The organism is Roseovarius albus (genome assembly GCF_900172335.1).
Classification (GTDB): Bacteria; Pseudomonadota; Alphaproteobacteria; order Rhodobacterales; family Rhodobacteraceae; genus Roseovarius; species Roseovarius albus.
On the sequence record NZ_FWFX01000010.1, the window covers coordinates 88,995 to 107,879 of the forward strand.

Below are 18,885 nucleotides of genomic sequence, written 5' to 3' on the forward strand. Positions count from 1 at the left end.
TCAATGGGCCAAACTGGATTATTTGAAACACACTCACGTTTCTTAATCGCTGCCCCCTAAATGTAGTTAGGCAACCTGAATGACAATATTCTACTCATCCGACCTTGGTTGGAAAGCCGGTCAAGACATTACGAAAGAGTTTGCCGCGATCGCAAATTCTTTTAAACCTGGTGATACATTCGTGTTTGATGCGATGTATGATATCAGTGGATCAAATATCGAAATACCAGAGAATTTTACCTTAAAAGGTAGCACACCAGGTGCTGGGTTTAACGTTACCGATACGGACGCAAACTCAAGACCGCTGCTAGAGCTTAGTGATGGCACGTCTCTGGTAGATTTGACAGTGACGCATGAGAGTTCAAGCTCGGGAAAGAGCAACAAAGTCACAATCAAAGCTGCGGCGGATGACGTGACGATTCTGAACAGTTCCTTTTCGGGAAACACTGGTATTTTCATTGACGTTACTGGCGACAACCTGTTGGTTGAAGATACGCACTTCGACGGTGCGTACTATCAAATGCGTTGGTTGGGTGACAATACGAACCACGTAGTCAAGAATACTCTGTTCGAAAATGCATTGGGTGATGGACTCAAAACCGCGCGTGGCGACGGCGAAGGCACAATAAATGCCACTATCATTGATAGTGTTTTCCTCAATAACGAGCGCGATGGGATTGATACAACCGGTGGCTTCAAGGATAGCTCTGTTATCGACAGCTATTTTGTTGGCAACGGCGTTAGCGCTTTGGATATCAAAACCCCTATTTGGGAGAAGGCTGACCTGAGCCTGGATCAAACTGCCAGAAACATAACGATCACGGGATCGGAATTCATCAACAACGGTGGCGGTAGTCAAATCATATTGACGACCAATGACCGTGCGGAACTGTTGAATAACAGCAATGCAAGGGATTGGATTGTCCAAGATGTTTATATCAGTGATTCAATCTTTGAAAATACGGGTTCGACCAGCAAAAACATGGTTCTCGCAAGAGGGGCGTCAGGAATTCACGCCGAAGATGTTACTTTCTTGGGCAAAATCAAAGCCTATCAAGATGTCGTGCATAGCGCCATTGATCACGTGACTATTGACCTCAACACGGACCTGACAATCAGCAATGTAACCTATGGAGACCCAAGAAAGGGTACATTGGACGTTGACTATGCGGGCATGGCAGGTCCGGATTGGTCGGAGCCATCGGTCACACCACCAAAAGATGAAACGCCTGCACCTGATCCGGAACCAGAGACACCTGATCCGACCCCTACACCGCCTGAGGAGCCAACCGATCCAGCTCCTGATGACGAGGCGTCTGTAGGCGACACAACGGTTACCAGCGCAAGCAGTTTGCTTAATTTCTATCTGGCAGATGCATCCAGCGACAAGACTATTTCTCAGTTGGGGGACAGCTCTAACATCGATAGCAGCCTGACCAATGGGAAATACCTGACTCTGTATGCCACGTCGCAAGACGGTGGCCCAAATATCGGCAGTGTCAAACTCTCGATCGATGGTTTCGGATCGCGCATGGAGAATGTTGAGCCTTTCGCCTTGTTCGGGGACAACGGCAAAGGTGATTTCTTTGGTAGCAAAGAATTGTCGGAAGGAACCTATACCGCAGAAGTCACTGTCTATGAAGGGCGCAGTGGCAAGGGTGACGTGCTTGAAACCGTTTCATTCGAGTTCACAGTCGGCGGAGAAGCCTCGACACCAGTTGTAACACCAACAGACCCAATCGTGGACGACCCAGTCGACCCTGTTGTCGCAGACCCGGTTGAACCCGATCCGGATCCGGTTGACGTGGTTGAGCAAGAAACCGATCTGGCACCGGATGTGATCTCTCAGGTTCCATACAGCCAACTTCTGAATCTCCAGTTGATCGATACAACCACGGACCAAGTTCTGGTCGATATGAACCAAGGTGCGAAGCTGTCCAGCGACGATCTCGAAGGGCGCTACGTTACTTTGTCGGCCGAGGCTATCAATCCCGATGTGGGCATCGGTAGCGTGAAGATCGAATTTGATGGTCAACACAGCCGGATCGAAAACGTCGAACCCTACGCCTTGTTCGGTGACAACGGCAAAGGCAACTTCTATGGCGGAGAGAAGATCGACGATGGTATCCACACAGCCACGCTGACGGTCTATTCGGGTCGAGGTGGTAAAGGTTCTGTTCTTGAAGAAGTGACCCTTAACTTCGAAGTCGGAGATTATGACAGCGTCCTCATCGACGGAAGTTCGACGACCATTTCGAGCTACTCGGCAAGCCAGGATACCGGAACTGCAACCGTTACAAACGCCCAAAAAACGATCCAGCTTGAAGATAGCGCTTGGAAGACAATGGACGTTTCCATGGAAATCACCGAGTCAACGGTTCTTGAGTTTGACTTCAAGAGCGATGCCGAAGGTGAAATTCAGGGCATCGCCCTCCTCGGCGACGGAGGTGACTTGGAGTCCAGGTTCTTCCAACTGGATGGATCACAAGTTCTTGGCATTCAGGACTTTAATGAACAATATGATACAGGTTCGGGCTTCAACAGCTATTCCATCAAAGTAGGTGAGTACTTCACCGGTCGCGTGGATCAACTTGTTCTGGTAAGCGACGATGATGCCGGCGTCGGTGCACTAAGCACGTTCGAAGATATCAGCTTCATCTAAGTGCTTCTCTTATCACGATTGTGACAAGGCAAAGCAATGTCTAACCGCGCCCTTCGTTTTTCTCGAAGGGCGCGTTTTTAACTGATTGGTCGCCTCAGCAGATCGACGCATCCAGTCCCTGCAGTAGCTTCAGACAATTGATCTCGTCATCGAGTGCTTGCGGTTTCTTCGTATCCGACACGTTCATTTCGCCGAGATTGAACCGGTCATGGGCAACAACAAAACCCGCGATGACCGCGTCGAGGAGACCAAAACTTTTCATATGAACCTCGGCAAGTCCACCATCCGGATGGACAAAGAGGTGCCCGGCCATATCACCAAACGCCTACAAGCAGCTTTCTAGCGACAGGCGATCCATCTGGTGCAATCTGAGATGCATTGATTGACGAGTTGTCCGCGAGCCGCGATGCAAAAATAGTATGGTTGCCTAAGGCATTGGCCGGCGTGGAGCAAAAATCAGAAGTTATTGAAACGCTGGCCAGGGGCATGGCCAGCGTTTGGTTGAGAACCACCGTGAGAGATAAATATTTGAGTAGGAACCGCTAATCACAAGGGGTGATGACCAGTGGCTTTGGCATTAAGCGTCGAGAGCAGCTTGCAGGGCGAGGGCGGTTTCATCTTTTGGTGCCAGCGCCAGCGCAGAGGCGACTGCAGTTTTAGCCGCCTCGACATTGCCTTGGCGTTTGTGCAGATCGGCAAGGATTACCCAACGAGCTGGACGATGGGGTTGGGGGAATAGGGTGATGCTCTTCTCGGCGAGTGTGATCGCCTCGTCTAGCGCACCTTTATTTGCCAGCACACGGGATAGGCTGGCAATAACATTCCGAGCGCGAGGGTTGACCTCATAGGCTTCGCGCAACAGCGCCTCGGCATCCTCCATTCGGCGCAAAGTACCGTAAACACCAGCCAGCATGACCGTGAATTGCGGATCATTGTTGAACTTTTCTAGAGCTGTCTCAAATATCTGGGCAGCATCTTCGGGACGTTTTTCGCGCTGCGCAAGAGCACCGGCCATCTGATAGTACAGCCGCGATGTGGCACCGATTGAAGTCAACTGAGCAATGGTCTCAGCGGCGGCTTCACGGCTTTCATGTCGGGTACGGATATCCGCGTATTGTACCAGACCACCTTCGGATTTGGCATCTTTGAGAATCTCGCCCATATGGGTGATCGCTGCCTTGGCCAGCGGGTTTTTCGCGTCAAACGCAAAGTTCGAAGGATAGGTGTTGGGACTTTTGTATAATAGGATCGCATCAGCAAAGCGCTCCACAGAATAGATTTGCGCTGCGAGTGCATCGATTTCGGCAGAAGGGTAATGCACGAGGATTTCCACGTGATCGACCATAGTAAAGCGTTGCTGCGCATAGTTCATCAAATCGCCATCCGGGGCAAAATCCTTTGCCGGATCATCTGAGCGCAGCACCATGATTCCACCGTCATTCACTGCATTAAACAGCTTTTCGATATCAGTGACACTTGGGGTGTCTTTTTCCACCGTAGCCACGACCAGATCCGCAGAATCGCATTCTTCGCCCCAGTCAGATGCCTTGGGTTCCTCAGTCTTGAATGGCAAGTTAACCGCACCACCGACGAAGCTGACACTGGGGGTTTTGTTTCTCAGTTCGTCAAAACGGTTGCTGGCAAAAACATCATGGGGTTTGCCGCCTTGGGTCTTTTTGTGCAGAGCGATCATGTTGTGGAACCGCTCCATTGCGGCGACCTCGGCGATTAGTGGGTCCTTGCTGACGGTGGCCAGCTTACGTTGAAGCTCTCCAAAATAGCCGACCGAGTTCGGGGACGTCATCTCAAGGCTACCGCCAAAACGCGGATGGAATGACGTCTGAACGTCTTCGGCCACATAGATGCCGCCGCAGACCAAGGTGGGGAAGAGTAACTCGTAGCTTTCCACGATGTGTTCGTTCCGGTGACTCCCGTCATCTACGATGATGTCAAAGGGGCCACGCTTTTGCACCAGTTCTTCGAGAAATTCAGGATCGACCTGGCTGCCTTGAAGTATCTTGACCCGAGGACCGAGGTCCATGGTTTTTTTCTGAATATCAATCCCAGTGATTTCGGCGTTTGGGAAAAAGTCGCGCCAGACCTCAAGCGATTGCCCGCCGCGGTCATCATCTGCATAGCCTCCGACCCCGATCTCAAGCACCTTGATCGGCTTGTCGCGCAGATGGGCGAACATCTTGTAATAATTCGGCGTATAGTCGTGATAGCCAAATTTATCAGTGCCATAAAGAATAGCGGACTTTGTCAAATCGTCATGCATCTCGGGAACCATATTATCAATGTTTTGGAGGGGATTACCAACTTATGTGGCATTAGTGCGGAAGGTCTGGCGATCAGGGAAGAGTAATTCGTGTTTCTTCAACAACTGCGCCGCCAATTCGGTCTGTCGGGTCGGCCGGCACAGGGTGATCAACCGCTCCAATGGCGTGGGTTTGTCGGGCGCTACATTGTGGGCCACCTGAAACAGGTCAAAGGCGGCCTGCATATCGCGGGTTTTCACATATGAATTACCAAGCAAAACCAGCAAGTCACCATCACTGTTGAACTGATCCGCATGTTGCTGCCCAAGGGCCTGCAGGGCGGTATAGTCTTCCATTTTGTACAACATCCGGACCGAGGATTGCAGCGCGCCGATGGTCATTGTCTCGCTTCCAGCTCCGCCTTTCACGTATTGGGTCACCACGTTGGACATGATTCTGGCAACAATATCCGGCGAAACATGGCGGTAGTCTCCCCGTGCCCAGGCTATTTCTGGGTTCGATAGGATTACAAATTCATAAGAGGGAAAGTAATCCACTCCCTCGGCGTCGCGGATGAATTCATCGATTGCGGCGCGTTGTACGGACTTGGAGTAGGTATTGGCCACCAGCACATCAACATCCCGGAAAGTGGACAGCAATGGCACTGGGCTGACGGTGACCAGCATCTTGAGCGGCTTAGTTCGGTGTTTAATGAGCAATGCATAGACATCACGCAGCGCGCCCAGAACGTCCTGGTAAGACAACACACGAAATTCGAACCGACTGGGATGTGCCTTGACCAGAGGCTGAGGTGGAGAGGTGTTTAGATAGATACCTAATTTGGTGTCATACCAAGTTTCCACGTAGCCCAGCGTGATGATCACCACGTCAGCAGTCGCAACGCGGGCCAAGACATCGAGATAGCGAGACCGAAAGTCGCGAATCTGCTCCAACGGGAATTCAAGCTTGGGCATGCCAAGTTGCAAATCGGCATAAATCCCCTCTTTGTGCATCGGATAGATCACTTCGTCCTCGGGATAGCTGTCCCGCTCCAGCGCCCACTTCAAATCGTTGTAGATCGAATGGATTGAGTATTTGTTGAAAAAATTCTGAGTGAAGCCAAGGCTATCCCCGATGGGGCCCAGCTCACTCTCGTTACTGGTAACGGTCATACCGATGTCAACGAGCGAGGCTTCCACGTTGCGGGCGAAACAAGACCCGATGGTAAAAACCTGATCGTTGCGGCCCATTTGGAATGACGGTTTCGCCGAAGGTGCTGCTAGCGGATAGAGCCGGTCACCGCCGCGCTTGGGCGAGGGATAAGCACGCAGAACATTGTGGCGTGCGTTGTCATATGCGGTCTCGGCCGACATTTTCTGCAGGTTCTGATCATCCGCACTGGACATGGACCACCCTCTCCAATCGCTACAATGCCCAAATTTCAGAGCTATTGTTTCTTAAATCGGAATTATGGCAACAAAAGGACAGTATTGATGCAAAGCCCGACCAACTACAGCCGCGCCTGAATAGCACGAGCCACGCCGGGTCGGCCAATAGTTTTCAAGTGGCGGGCCAGTTGATCCGCTAGTTTCTGATGCCCCGCGCCAATCAGATGATCAGCCAACCCGTTGTAATACCAAATTAGACTTCGGCGTGACCTGAACAACTCGTAATATGATGCAGCATCCAGTGTACCAGCCACCGCTTGCTGCATCACGGTCTTCAATATATCGGCCCGGCGCATCAATAGTGCGGATTTATGGCTGGAATACCAACTTTTTAAGAAAGTAATATTGTCACCGTAATAGCGTTCTGCATGCCGCCTATCCGGCTCGAAATAAGGGTCGTAGATGACAAAAACATCGCGTGCAGGACCGCAATCATCCGGCGCATCACGATAGCGTCCTGACCAATCCTGCTTGCGGCCTGATCCAAAGCGTTCCTCCCAAGGAACTAGTTTTTTGTCCAGCGTTGATTGCGGTGAGAATGCCACAACCGTACAGCCCGGAGATAACTTGGCAAATGCGGTGGCGGCATATGCCCCCATTGAAGTACCGGTCAGCACCACCGTTTCAAACCGCTTGAACAGCGCCTTGCCGGTGGTTTCCATGAAGTCGAAAAGAGCATCGTCGCGATACCAGTTCTTTTCGAATGCCATCACACCCAAATGCGACCAACCTTCAGCACGGTAAAAACTATAGCCCCAAGTTTCGCGCGACAGAGACGGATCGTTCACAATGGACAGGTTGTCAAAAGATACCACCAACGTGTTGGCACTGCGTTCGGTGAATTGGGCGGCAAATTTTTTATCCGACCAATACCAGCCGCGTCGGTGATCCGAATGGCGCAAGTCCTGCAACCAGCGGGGGGCGACATGATTGGTATCGACCATGATCTGACCGTCTTCGGAATCTTCCTGAGAAGGTGTCTGTGGCACTTCGTCGATCTTAGTGCGAGCCTCATGGGTTGCCCACCAGTTGATCTGTTCACGGATCTTGGCCTTGGCCTTGCCCGCATCCAGCAGAGGTGTAATCGGGCTGTCAGGATTGTTGGCAGCAGCGTCGCGCATCTTGGCGATGAAGCTATGATAGATTGCAACACAGGCGGTATGCGCATCGGCCACACCGGGCAGGGCCTTCAATTCCGTGATCCGCGCGGCCACCGGATCTGCAAATCTTTGCAAGGACTTATCTTCAGCATGGTTGGTGTTGAAGACCTGATATTCTACGGCAGAGTGCGGACTGGCATCATCACCCAAGGGAGGTGTGTTCAGGTTATGCAGCGCAAAGACCTCATTGCTACGGATCATATAGTGATTGACCTGTGCAAGATCATAACCCAGCGTGCGCCCATTGGCAGCCCAGCCACTTTCACGGTAAGATTGGGTTATATCCTGACCCGAGCCATTCAGCCACAGGGGATCATTTGCAGTGTCTAACTTTGGACGATGTGGCCCGATTTTGCTGACAGAGGCAGGACGAAACAGAGATTTCAAACCCAAATGCTTATTAGTTAGAACAGGCTTTGCTGGCGCGGCACGATTGAACCGCGGGGTCAGGGGCTCATCTTCAAACGCAATAATCCCATTGTTGCCAAAAACCCGCCATGCCGGGCTAATCACATCTGCCTCACTCAAGGGTTCCAGTAGGTCAACCAGCAGGCCTGCACCTGCATGAATAGTCAGAAATTCGTCTGCATCCAGAGCCATCGCCCAATCGGCCGATTGCACCGCTGGATGTGATAGCGCGCGCGTATATGCGCGGTGTCGATGGCCACGGGCTGGGCTGGTTTCTGGGCCGTTCGGGAAATACAGGATGACGCCTGCGGCTTCTAACGCGGCCAGCAGCGAAGAACTCCCATCGATATCATCATGAGCAAAGATCATGATGCGGTCGAACCCGATCAACTGATGATAAGCGATCCATTCAAGTAGAAAGGGCCCTTCATTGCGCACGGCGGTGATCAGGGTTGTCGTCTGCGGCATCGGGTCTGCTCATTTTTGTTTTGCCCAATTGATACCGTAACACGCAACGACTGTACAAGGCGACGCAAACATTCCCGCAAGTTGGCATACCTTTGACAATTACGACGGGAAGTGGTTTCTCAACAAAATCAATGTAACGCATCCCTCACAGATTATGCGATCCAGACAAGAGGCACCTACATGATTGAAGCACCCAGTTTAGAGAGTTCAATTGCAAATCGTATCGAGTGTCTGAGCGGTGCTCTCGTTGTGCCCCCCCCCAAAGGAGATGCCAACCGATCGGTTCAAAAATCTGGTGTGCTCGATGAAAATGGCAGCTTCGTCACCAATTCGATCACATGGCGCAACAACAATCAGGTAAACCTTGCCCCGCCCATGCCACAAGCGGACGATATAGAAACGCTCGAAGGGCGGTATATGTTTGCAGGGCCGCTGTTTGGGCATTTTGGTCACTTTCTGGTGGAGAGTATTTGCCGTCTTTGGGCGGTTGAATATCTGAAGGACAAGATTGATGGCGTTGTCTGGGTGCCTAAATTTCAGAACCGTCCGCAACATGTGATGAATGTCTTCCGCCCACTTATCGAAATGCTGGGTGTAGATGTGCCCTGCATCAACATCGAAGACCCAACTCGGGTAGAGACACTTTATGTCCCGCAACAGGGTTTTGGCATGTTTGAAATGATCGAAGGAGCGCCAGAGTTCCGAGAATGGATCAAGGTCAAAGGTGGCAAAGGCGTGAAGCCGCAAGGGGAGAAAAAAATCTACGTGTCGCGCAGTGCATTGCCGCCGGCACGTGGCAGTCTGTTGGGCGAAAAACGGCTTGAGGCGCTATTGGAAGAAGAGGGCTATGCCGTCTTCCACCCGCAAAAGCACAATTTTGAGGAACAGATCGCGGCCTATAAGGCGGCGACGCATATCATTTCGATCGATGGTTCGCCGTTACATCTGGCAGCCTTGGTATGTGACGAAAACCAGAAGGTTGCCTGTATTGCCCGCCGGGCTGGCAACCTGGACCAGTATTTTGCCCGTCAGCTGAAGTCGTTCCAAGATATCGAAACTACAACGATCTCGGCTCTGGTGCAGAACTGGATCCCCGAAACCGATAACCGCCCGTCGCGAGTGTCCTTCGGTGAGGCGGACTTCGGTGCAATCTATGATCACCTGAAAGACGGTGGGTTTATCAATGGCACCACCCGCTGGGAGTCATTTAGTGATGCTGACCGTGCCGAGATGATGGCCGAATTGGCCGCCTCTCAGAAGGTCGGATTTAAGGCCTACGTCAAGCCGTAACTGCCCCCTGCTTTAGGGATCATTGTAACCTCAAAGGGAATCGGCGGCTCCATCGTCATGAACGTGGCCGGGTTTTCTGCGGATCATAGTGTGACAGCGGAACGACGGTGGCGGGCAGGCGTTTTTGTTGGCCGTCCAGTTTGCCGATCTCGACTTTGGTACCAACGGCGTGGTGGGTGACATCCACCCGCGCCAAAGCAATGTTCTTACCCAGCAGCGGCGAGCGCATAGAGGAGGTCACCTCGCCGATCTGCGCGCGCCCGATGTGCACGCAATCCCCATGGGCCACGTCCACTGCGCTTTCGATATCAAGGCCAACCAGTTTACGCGCAGGAGTTTCCTTGCGCCTGATCAACGCGGCGCGTCCGATGAAATCATCAGTTTTGGATTTAAGTGGCACGGTAAAACCAATTCCAGCTTCAAACGGATCAGTCTGGTCGCTGAAGTCATAACCTGCGAAGATCAGGCCAGCCTCAATCCGAACCATATCCAACGCCTCCAGCCCCATGGGGCGAATGCCGTGCTCTTGGCCAGCATCCCAGACAGCATCAAAAACCGCGCCCGCGTGTTTCGGGTGGCAGAAGATTTCATACCCCAGCTCACCAGTGTAGCCAGTACGGCTGACGACAACAGGAACGCCTTGATCATGGCCAATGCGTGCGGGGGTGAAACGGAACCACTCCAGATCCTCGAAATTTGGCTGGTGCGGCGCGGTCCAAATGACTTTTTTAAGCAGGTTCCGGCTTTCTGGGCCCTGGACGGCGATATTGTGCTGCATGTCGGTGGAGCACCGCACCAGTACCTTGAGTCCCAGATCTTCGGCTTTTTCTCGGATCCAGTCGCCGCTATAGTCCGAGCCGCCGATCCAGCGGAAATTATCCTTGCCCAAGCGGAACACCGTGCCATCATCGATCATGCCGCCATGTTCGTAGCACATGGCCGTATAGACCACCCCGCCGACCGGAAGGGTCTTCATGTTGCGGGTAAAGACATATTGGCACAGGGCCTCGCTATCCGGGCCGGTGATTTCGAATTTGCGCAACGCGCTGAGATCCAGCACGACGCATTTTTGGCGGCAGGCGTGATATTCCTCGATCGGGCCAGCGATGGAGGTGCAATTGGCCAGCCAGAATCCATTATATTCGATGAAGTTTTCGGTGAACTGGGCAAAGCGGTCGTGGAAGCCTGTTTCTTTGGTCATTTTGGATTCCGCATTTGGGGTGGGACGATAGGCGATAGAGCGCTGAAAGGTTTCCGCGCCGCTGTAGACGCGCACGTGAATGTCCGTGGGGTTCCAGCCATTGGCGGCCGAGGTGTCATCTGGGCAGGCCGAACTGACACATACCAGGTCGGTCAGCGCGCGCAGCAGGACATAGTCACCGGGCCGCGACCAAGGTTCATCCGAGGTCAGCACGCCGTGTTCATCCAGTGCAGTATTGAAGAAAAAGTTCGCAGCCATCCAGCCGGGGCGCGGGGTCACGCCATGTTCGGCCAGCGCAGAATTGAAGTTTTCCGAGCAATTGACGTGTCCGGGATAGCCGATGTCATCGTAGTATTTAGCCGTACAGGCCAGCGCAAAGGAATCGTGCCGCCCGCAAGTATCCTGGATCACTTCGACGAGTGGGGTCATGTCCTGATCGTAGTATTTCGCGTGCAAGCCCGGCATTGCATAGTTGTGATGCAGCACAGTGCGCGTGGTGGTGACATCGAGCGGATATGCGATGCCCCTGTCCAGCTTACGGGCCGAGAAACACTGAAAGTCTGTGCACTGGCGGCCATCTAAGTCTTGAATCTGAATGTAATCTCCAGCTTTGACGAAAAACGATTCAGCCGTCGCCGAATGAACGCGGATGCTCTGCAAAGGCTCTGCCAGCGGATCCGGGAGCGAGAATTTTTGGTGCCCTTTGATGACGGCGCGGCGCACGTAAGCCGTTAAAGGTGTTGCGGTGTTCTGCAGTTCAAAATCCATCACGTCACTAGGGGCCGCAATAATCGCGTGGCATTCGTTTTGTGCGACGAATGTTTGGGTGGTTCTCGCGGGGGTTTCTGCATCATAGAGCTTAACCGCCTTAGCCTTAGAAAGATCCAATCCGCGCGCTTTGATGCCCAATTGCAGGCCATGAAGGCTGGGGTCATTTGATGATAGCAGAGCTTGCAAGCCAACAGCTTCCCCACCATCTACTGCGCCGATCAATCCTGCATCAAAGCGACCATCCGGGCTAGCGCAGATGATTTCACAAGGCTGCCCACCTTCGGTGTTTTCTATTTCCAGATGATCCCCCGGTTCCAGCCGGATGAGTATGGCGCTTGCACCCTCGACCACATACCGTTCTGTGCCGGGCGGCAACGAAAAGACCGTCGGCTCTACAATGACGCTTGGTTTCGGTGGGCCGGGAATGACTTCGGGATAGTTTGAGACCAGCATGGATTACATCTCCTGAGCGGAGCCGGTGGTGGCCTGTTTGGCATCACCAATTTGGCAGTTGTTTTTGCGCCTTTGCGCAGAGGGGCGCAGTGTTGCGTCAGGGCCGTCATATCGTTTGCGACCAGCGCTGAGGCGAAGCAACCACTCCTTGATGATGCGTTTTTCGGGGAAGGAGTCGCGCCGCGGGTTGCTGAGCAGATAGTAGGCAGCTCCGGTCCGCATTGATGTATCACCCGTGGGTCGAACCAAGGCGCCACTGTCCAAGAGTGCATCAACCAGATGCGCCGATCCCAAGGCAACACCCAGTCCTTCGACGGCCGCTTGTACCGACAAGGGGCAGGTGTTGACGATCATCACGTTATCCATGGGGAATGTCGGATGACCGGTGCTGCGAAGCCATGTGTCCCATGTCATTGAACCAGAACGCGGATTTTCGACATCAATCAGATCCAGTTGCAGCAACGCTGCCGGGTCTGCGGCTTCGGGGTGGCACCGCAGATAATCAGGGCTGCACACCGGAAAGACTGTTTCTCCAAAAAGAAACTGCGCTTCATATCCGGGCCAGTGTCCGTCACCACGCGCGATAATCAGATCCATCGCCTCCGACATGCAGTCGGCGGTGTAATCAGAGGCGGTTACTGAGACACGAATGCGCCCTATGGTGTTGTTGAATTTGCATAGCTGCGGCGTCAACCACAAGGACGCGACAGAGTTGGGTGCCGCCAGTGAGACAGGATTTGCCAAATACTGAGTGGGCATGTCCCGGCTGACATCACGCAGTAGATCCAGAGATTGTTCTGCAGCAGCGAGCAAGACCGTGCCCTTTTGAGTGAGCGAGATTGAGCGTTGCCTACGGATAAACAGAGGCATGTCATAGTATTTTTCCAAATACCGAACTTTGCGACGAATTGTTGTCTCGGAAAGGTTCAGAGCCTCGCTGGCCTGCGCAAAGTCTTGCGTCTTTGCGGCGGCCTCAAATGCCAACAGATAATCCATCGCCGGTAAGGCTTTGGCGGGGTTCGCCGCCTCAATTGGCTTGCTGGATGTGACGGTAGTTTGCGATGCCATGATTGAACACCTGAATGGGAAAGCCGTTTCGACGAGGTGGGGTGGGCAGCAGACGGAAGGGGTTTCTGCTGCCCTGCACTGGCTTGTCAGTGCTTAATTTTGAAGGTAGGCGATCATGCTGTCGTCCAGTGCTTCTTTCCAAGGCGTATGGTGCACAGGGGCCATAGTGCCCGTGATGACCGACTTGTAGCGGTTGTTGCGGAAGCCCATGATGTCTTCGGCCTTGTGCCTTTTCCATTCAAAGAAGGCTTCGCAGGCGCCATCGATATCAAAGCTTGGGTAATCCGTCTCGGACACCAGCTCTTTAACGTAATCTGCCTGATAGCGAATTGCGTATTTCACGTCGTCATCAGCTTCTTCGCGTGTTTCGCGTTCTTTTACATCAGCGAGCATCTCGGTTTTTGAAACGTCTGAGATGTCGATCTTGCCCAGAATGGCATCGCGCACCCACCAGGCCTGCGCATCGAACATGTTGAAGGTGAACCACTGATCCTGCATTCCCAGATAGAACATCTTGGGGTTATGGACATAGACAACGCCCTTGTAGAGATCGGCCGAGGCCAGCCGGTTGGCCGTTTTCAGGCGCAGATCATCGGGCAGGAAGTTGAAGAAATGTTTGTAGCCGGTGCACAGGATGATCGCGTCGACGTCCTTGGTGGTGCCGTCCGAGAAGTGAATGGTGTTGCCACTGACCTTTTCCATCGCTGGCTTTTCTTCCCAGTTGTCAGGCCATTTGAAGCCCATGGGTGCCGTGCGATAGCAGCTCGTGACGGTTTTGGCGCCGTATTTCCAGCATTGCGATCCGATGTCCTCGGCCGAGTAGGACGAGCCAACAACCAGAATGTCCTTGCCTGCGAATTCGCGTGCGTCGCGGAAGTCATGGGCATGTACAAGGCGGCCGTTGAAGGATTCGAAACCTTCGTAATAGGGCACATTCGGAGTTGAGAAGTGGCCCGATGCGCAGATCACGTGGTCGAACTCTTCTGTCGATGTACTGTCGAGATTGTGATCATGCACGGTGATAGTGAACTTGCTGCTGTCTGTATCGTAGCTGACCCAGCGTACGGCGTGATTAAATCGGATCCAGTCTCGGACATTGGCCTTGAGCACGCGACCTTCGATATAGTCGAACAACACGGCACGTGGCGGATAAGAAGCGATTTGTTTGCCGAAATGTTCCTCGAACGAGTAGTCGGCGAACTCGAGGCCTTCTTTCGGGCCGTTGGACCACAGGTAGCGATACATCGAGCAGTGCACCGGTTCACCATTTTCATCTAGGCCAGTGCGCCATGTGTAATTCCATAGCCCACCCCAATTGTCTTGTTTCTCGTAACAGACGATTTCGGGGATCTCTTCGCCCTTCGCCGCAGCGGATTGGAAGGCACGCAGCTGTGCCAGGCCTGATGGTCCGGCTCCGATAATGGCGATACGCTTATTGGTCATCGTTTTCTCCGTGTTGGTTTTTATTGGTTCTATTGGTTTAGACCAGTTGATGATATTTGGTACCTCAGAGTCAAGTTATTTTCTCAGCAGGAAAGATATTTCCGCAGCAGAAAAGCGATACAGGGTTGTCATCATTTGGTTTTGACTTGATTGGTTGGAGTGGTAGAAAGAGGCATGCTCACGTCTAGCTTCGCCTACCGCATCGCCATGTCATCCCTACTTCCGAATGATCAGGTCGGGACGGATGAAGTCATAAAAATTGGGTTTCTAGCCCCTCTGTCGGGGGATGTGAGCTCTTGGGGATTGCCAGGTCTAAATGGTTGCCGGTTGTGGCAGGATTGGTTGAACCAGGCAGGTGGTTTGCTGATCGGAGCACGCCGGTATCCAGTTGAAATCGTTCCGTTTGACTGCGGGTATGATGCGGACCGGGCGATGGCGGGTGCGCGGCATTTGGTTCAGTCCGAAAACGTCAAGCTGTTGATGATGCTGGGCGGGGACACACTAACAAAAGCGCGCAGGTTTCTAACTGAAAACAAGGTGTTAACTTCGACCTTACTGCCCAGCGACCTGTCCCCGGACACGCGATACCTGATTTCCCCGTCCGAAGTTCATCCGCTTTATAACGTCACTGGCGTGGATTGGTTGGCGCGCAAACACAAGTCGGTGCGCCGCGTGGCTCTGTGCAGTCAGAAAGATGCGCTTGGTCTGCCATCCATCGCAACCTATCGTGCCGCGTTCGAGGCGGCGGGGATCGACGTGGTCAAGGACGTGCTTTACGATCCCGAAGAAACCGACGTCGCAGGCATTGTACAGCCGATGCTGGACGCGAAACCAGATCTGGTGTGCTGGTGTACCAGTTACACACCAATGGTTAACGCAATGACCGAATATGCTCATGCGCAGGATTATGGCGGCAAAATCATGTCCTGTACGATGGATGACTATCGGCAACTTGTTGCGAGGACCTCGGTGGATTTCATGGAAGGAACCATTTTCCAATTCCCCGATTTCGATGACCCTAAGTTGGCCAAAAATGCGACATTTGTGAACAAACCAAGTTCTTTTTTCAAAGAATACAATGCCCGCTATCCCGGCACTTGGAGCGCAGTAAGCTGGGAATATGTTGCGATTTTAGATATCTGGCATGCGGCTGTTGAAAAGGTGGCCTCGGTACATCCTGTTTCCGTTATGGCAACGATGAAGCAGATGGATCCGGTGACCCATGCTTTTGGCCCGGCACGTTGGTGGGGTGAAAGTGTGTTTGGCATTGATAATGCGCTGATCGGGGATTGGCCGGTGGTCACGATCAAGTCCGGCAAAGCGCGCATTGCAGAGTTTGTGTCCATTTCGGATTGGTTGGACAACCATGAAAAACTGTTCCGCCACCACATGAAGCAGATGGGGCAACTTTGGCAACAGCGCATTGAAAACCCTGAACAAATCGCCAGTGCCGTGTTTGGCTAACGCGGGGTGCGTTCTTAGCTTTCATGCATGAAAAGCTTTTGTTCTTCGACAAGATGTAGCTTGGTAATCTCAACCGCGGCCTCGAGATCACGCGTGGCAATCGCATTGAACAACGAATTGAATCGCGTCTGAAAATCCTGAATGCGATCTGGCGTCAGGTGTTTGCGCATCAATGCTGCTCGGAAGCTCTGCCGACAGACCTCGATCATCATCTCATAACAGGATTCCAAAAGCGGATTTCGCGTGGCCTGCGCAATCTGCCGATAGAATTCTTCTTCAAGCCGGATGAACTCATTCAGATCCGTGCGAACGGCTTCGATCTGGGCGATGGTTTGTGACAGCCGTTCCAGCTGCTTTGGAGTCATATTCATCACCGCCAGCCGGGTCATTTCCGGCTCGATGATGGACCGCACGATCAAGTGGTCCAGTGGACTGGACCGCTCTCCGACTGATCCGGGAATCGGGGCTTCGACCTGCTCGGTTTGGAAGATCACAAAACTGCCGCTGCCCTGACGGCGGCGGATCATCTTGCGCATTTCCAGAACATCCAACGCCTCGCGCACCGTGTTGCGTGAAACGCCAAGCTCAGCGGCAAGGGCCCGTTCACTGGGCAATCTTGAATCTGTAGGGTATTCGCCTGACTGTATGCGGGCGAACAGCGTGCCCATTACGATACGAACGGTTTCGCCGATTGCCGATGCTTCGGGCAAATCCGCATTTATTGTCTGGCTCATTCAGTGCTCCGCCGCCCTTTGGCGTCTCTTTGGACTCCACCTTAGAACACGCAGTGTCCGAAGTTCAAGCAACCCATCAAAAAGGCCCCGCCAAGATATGGTCGGGGCCTTTGACTTCGTTCAGGTCATACGCGTGATCAGGCGCTGTCGGCGTGAGTGACCACATCGGGTTGCAGATCCCAGAACTTCTGGTCGAGCCCATCAATCTGATCGTCTTCATCGATCCGCAGGCCAACCGTTCTTTCCAGAATGAAGGACAAGATCATGGCAGTGACAATGCCGGTGCCGATGCAAGTGGCAACACCAGCAACCTGCATGATGAGTGAGATTTCACCGTGCTGGAAGGCATAGGCGCCTTCTTCAACACCGAAGTAGCCACCACGTGGTGTGCCTGCCTTGAAGATGCCCAGGACCAGCATGCCAAAGGTGCCGCAACCCAAGAACAGTGGGAACAGCTTGTGCTCATCCACGCCGCGTTTGAGCGTGAATTCATACACGATATAGGCCACGAAGGGTGCCGCGAGCCCGACAACGAAGGCTTGCCATGGCAGGTAGACGTCAAAGCCAGAAGCCCCTGCAACATACCCCGCTAGCGGGCCAAGCAGTGTGTAGGCATAATTGCCTGATTTATAGGCGATAATCAGACCAGTGATCGCACCACCAGCCCAGACCAAAGCGTAGTTGTTGATGGATACACCAACGCTTGTATCGGCCATCGTGACGCTGACGGCCAGCGCTTCTGGATCAAAGAAGAAGAGGCAAGACAGGATCACCATCGGCAGGCCGGCGAAGATCAAAAGCAACCCTGGGGCGCACAGGCCGATGCTGGGTGCAAGATAAGCGGACACGCGTGGATGAGGCTCCATCATACCGGGGCGTGCGCCGAGTTTTGGTGTGAAGACCAAGGCCATACCGGCGGGGAAGAGGTACACAAAACCTACGCCGAAAAAGTCGTGGAACCCGGCGTTGGTCAAAGGACCCACAGAGCCCCATGTTGCGTAGCTAAGTGCAGAAGATACAATGGCGGCCACAATGCAAGTGATGAAATAGGCTGAGGCTTTCATTCTCTCAGAGACCGAGAAATGCAGCAGGATATTGATAATCCCGGCGAAGGTGGCCAGGAAGAAGATGAAGATCTGGAATGTGTTCAAACCGGGAAAGGTCCCAGGATCAGTATGATGCGCTAAGGCGTTTGTCATGTTGCCACCGATCCACCAATCCTTGATGGAATCCATCATGGTCGCCCCTTCCATGATGTAATATTGTCCCGCCCAAAGACCAAAACCCACGACGTAGTAAGTGGCAAAACCAAGGAAAAACCCCAGCGTCTTTTCGATGGTTGAATTGAACAGGTTCTTGCGCCGGGCGGTTCCGGCATCGATCAGCAAGAGGCCGACCACAACCAGTATCGCCCCGACCGTTCCTGAGGCATATAGAATGTTTTGGACTAGCGAATTTAGTGTGACTTGTCCTGCGTGTATCGCGCTCACGTCGAGAGTCATCGTTGTTTCCCTTTTGGTTTCAATATTTCCATCGCTCTAGCGGCGATCATTTTCAGCGAAATTGGCGGCACTCTTGGCACAACCAATATCCAGCACTTGACACCAATTAAGACCAAAAATTGAGCCAACTGCGCATTCTCTGATCATGGACCAATATTGGACCAAATCAATCATTTTTTTAATTTACAGGAATATTTGTTTAATTACAGTACGATATAGGGAGAAAATCATAACATGCGATGATGCGAACTAAACCAATTTCGACCTAATACTCCAGGTATTCAAGTCATTGGTTAACCAATTTGAGATTCGCTGACGGCTCAATCAACGTGAAACATTCTATTATATAGATCATGTTCAGCTCGTTTACCGGCGAAGCCGCAAACGCCCAGAAGAGCAGAATTGCGCAGGCTTAGAGAAAAGTGCAACGCGCATTTTGGCTTATATTAGGACAGAGTATTGCGGTTTCAGACCAGCCTCACTCAGACCGTCCTCACGATGATAGGTGTGTTTATGCCTCCAAACACGATATCTTATCGAGTACTATTTTGAGTT

At 52.7% G+C, this 18,885-nt stretch carries 12 protein-coding genes; 3 read left to right on the forward strand and 9 right to left on the reverse strand.

Features of this window, described 5'->3' with window-relative positions; genetic code table 11:
- The first annotated feature begins 79 nt into the window (after positions 1-79).
- Positions 80-2,662 (forward strand): right-handed parallel beta-helix repeat-containing protein, encoded by a 2,583-nt coding sequence (locus ROA7450_RS15005; protein WP_085806692.1) that lies wholly within the window; start codon positions 80-82, stop codon positions 2,660-2,662.
- Positions 2,663-2,756: 94 nt separating this feature from the next.
- Here the strand turns inward: ROA7450_RS15005 and ROA7450_RS15010 are convergent, their stop codons facing one another.
- From ROA7450_RS15010 to ROA7450_RS15025, 4 genes are all read right to left on the reverse strand, one after another.
- Positions 2,757-2,975, reverse strand: a complete 219-nt coding sequence (locus tag ROA7450_RS15010; RefSeq protein ID WP_085806694.1) for a hypothetical protein — start codon at positions 2,973-2,975, stop codon at positions 2,757-2,759.
- Positions 2,976-3,239: 264 nt separating this feature from the next.
- The gene (locus tag ROA7450_RS15015) at positions 3,240-4,940 is read right to left on the reverse strand and encodes a tetratricopeptide repeat protein (protein ID WP_234999541.1); all 1,701 of its coding nucleotides are present in this window, start codon (positions 4,938-4,940) and stop codon (positions 3,240-3,242) included.
- A gap of 42 nt (positions 4,941-4,982) precedes the next feature.
- Positions 4,983-6,326, reverse strand: a complete 1,344-nt coding sequence (locus ROA7450_RS15020) for a GSCFA domain-containing protein (RefSeq protein ID WP_085806697.1) — start codon at positions 6,324-6,326, stop codon at positions 4,983-4,985.
- A 104-nt stretch (positions 6,327-6,430) separates the two neighbouring features.
- Positions 6,431-8,404, reverse strand: coding sequence for a glycosyltransferase family 2 protein (locus ROA7450_RS15025; RefSeq protein ID WP_085806698.1), 1,974 nt, complete (start codon positions 8,402-8,404; stop codon positions 6,431-6,433).
- A 180-nt stretch (positions 8,405-8,584) separates the two neighbouring features.
- On the opposite strand from ROA7450_RS15025, the gene ROA7450_RS15030 reads away from it, so the two are divergent.
- The gene (locus ROA7450_RS15030) at positions 8,585-9,694 is read left to right on the forward strand and encodes a glycosyltransferase family 61 protein (RefSeq protein ID WP_085806699.1); all 1,110 of its coding nucleotides are present in this window, start codon (positions 8,585-8,587) and stop codon (positions 9,692-9,694) included.
- Positions 9,695-9,749: 55 nt separating this feature from the next.
- On the opposite strand, the gene ROA7450_RS15035 is transcribed toward ROA7450_RS15030, so the two are convergent.
- From ROA7450_RS15035 to ROA7450_RS15045, 3 genes are all read right to left on the reverse strand, one after another.
- Positions 9,750-12,119: a trimethylamine N-oxide demethylase gene (locus ROA7450_RS15035; RefSeq protein WP_085806700.1), complete on the reverse strand. Its 2,370-nt coding sequence runs from the start codon at positions 12,117-12,119 to the stop codon at positions 9,750-9,752.
- Between the two features lie 3 nt (positions 12,120-12,122).
- Positions 12,123-13,187, reverse strand: coding sequence for a LysR substrate-binding domain-containing protein (locus tag ROA7450_RS15040; protein ID WP_234999542.1), 1,065 nt, complete (start codon positions 13,185-13,187; stop codon positions 12,123-12,125).
- A 93-nt stretch (positions 13,188-13,280) separates the two neighbouring features.
- Positions 13,281-14,630, reverse strand: a complete 1,350-nt coding sequence (locus tag ROA7450_RS15045) for a trimethylamine monooxygenase (RefSeq protein WP_085806701.1) — start codon at positions 14,628-14,630, stop codon at positions 13,281-13,283.
- Positions 14,631-14,804: 174 nt separating this feature from the next.
- Between ROA7450_RS15045 and ROA7450_RS15050 the strand changes: the two genes are divergently transcribed.
- A complete protein-coding gene (locus ROA7450_RS15050) occupies positions 14,805-16,094 on the forward strand; it encodes an ABC transporter substrate-binding protein (RefSeq protein ID WP_085806703.1) in 1,290 nt (429 codons plus the stop codon).
- 14 nt (positions 16,095-16,108) lie between these two features.
- Here ROA7450_RS15050 and ROA7450_RS15055 read toward each other — a convergent pair whose 3' ends face one another.
- Complete coding sequence (locus ROA7450_RS15055) at positions 16,109-16,828, reverse strand: FadR/GntR family transcriptional regulator (protein WP_085806704.1); 720 nt, start codon at positions 16,826-16,828, stop codon at positions 16,109-16,111.
- Between the two features lie 137 nt (positions 16,829-16,965).
- Positions 16,966-18,318 carry an ammonium transporter family protein gene (locus ROA7450_RS15060; protein ID WP_234999543.1) on the reverse strand — a complete coding sequence of 451 codons (1,353 nt, stop codon included), beginning with the start codon at positions 18,316-18,318 and terminating at the stop codon, positions 16,966-16,968.
- Positions 18,319-18,885 lie beyond the last annotated feature (567 nt).

What these genes read in the sequence shown, in the direction of transcription:
- ROA7450_RS15005 (WP_085806692.1), top strand. Translation starts at nt 80, where the DNA reads ATGACAATATTCTACTCATCCGACCTTGGTTGGAAAGCCGGTCAAGAC.
- ROA7450_RS15010 (WP_085806694.1), bottom strand. Translation starts at nt 2,975, where the DNA reads ATGGCCGGGCACCTCTTTGTCCATCCGGATGGTGGACTTGCCGAGGTT.
- ROA7450_RS15015 (WP_234999541.1), bottom strand. Translation starts at nt 4,940, where the DNA reads ATGCATGACGATTTGACAAAGTCCGCTATTCTTTATGGCACTGATAAA.
- ROA7450_RS15020 (WP_085806697.1), bottom strand. Translation starts at nt 6,326, where the DNA reads ATGTCCAGTGCGGATGATCAGAACCTGCAGAAAATGTCGGCCGAGACC.
- ROA7450_RS15025 (WP_085806698.1), bottom strand. Translation starts at nt 8,404, where the DNA reads ATGCCGCAGACGACAACCCTGATCACCGCCGTGCGCAATGAAGGGCCC.
- ROA7450_RS15030 (WP_085806699.1), top strand. Translation starts at nt 8,585, where the DNA reads ATGATTGAAGCACCCAGTTTAGAGAGTTCAATTGCAAATCGTATCGAG.
- ROA7450_RS15035 (WP_085806700.1), bottom strand. Translation starts at nt 12,119, where the DNA reads ATGCTGGTCTCAAACTATCCCGAAGTCATTCCCGGCCCACCGAAACCA.
- ROA7450_RS15040 (WP_234999542.1), bottom strand. Translation starts at nt 13,187, where the DNA reads ATGGCATCGCAAACTACCGTCACATCCAGCAAGCCAATTGAGGCGGCG.
- ROA7450_RS15045 (WP_085806701.1), bottom strand. Translation starts at nt 14,630, where the DNA reads ATGACCAATAAGCGTATCGCCATTATCGGAGCCGGACCATCAGGCCTG.
- ROA7450_RS15050 (WP_085806703.1), top strand. Translation starts at nt 14,805, where the DNA reads ATGCTCACGTCTAGCTTCGCCTACCGCATCGCCATGTCATCCCTACTT.
- ROA7450_RS15055 (WP_085806704.1), bottom strand. Translation starts at nt 16,828, where the DNA reads ATGAGCCAGACAATAAATGCGGATTTGCCCGAAGCATCGGCAATCGGC.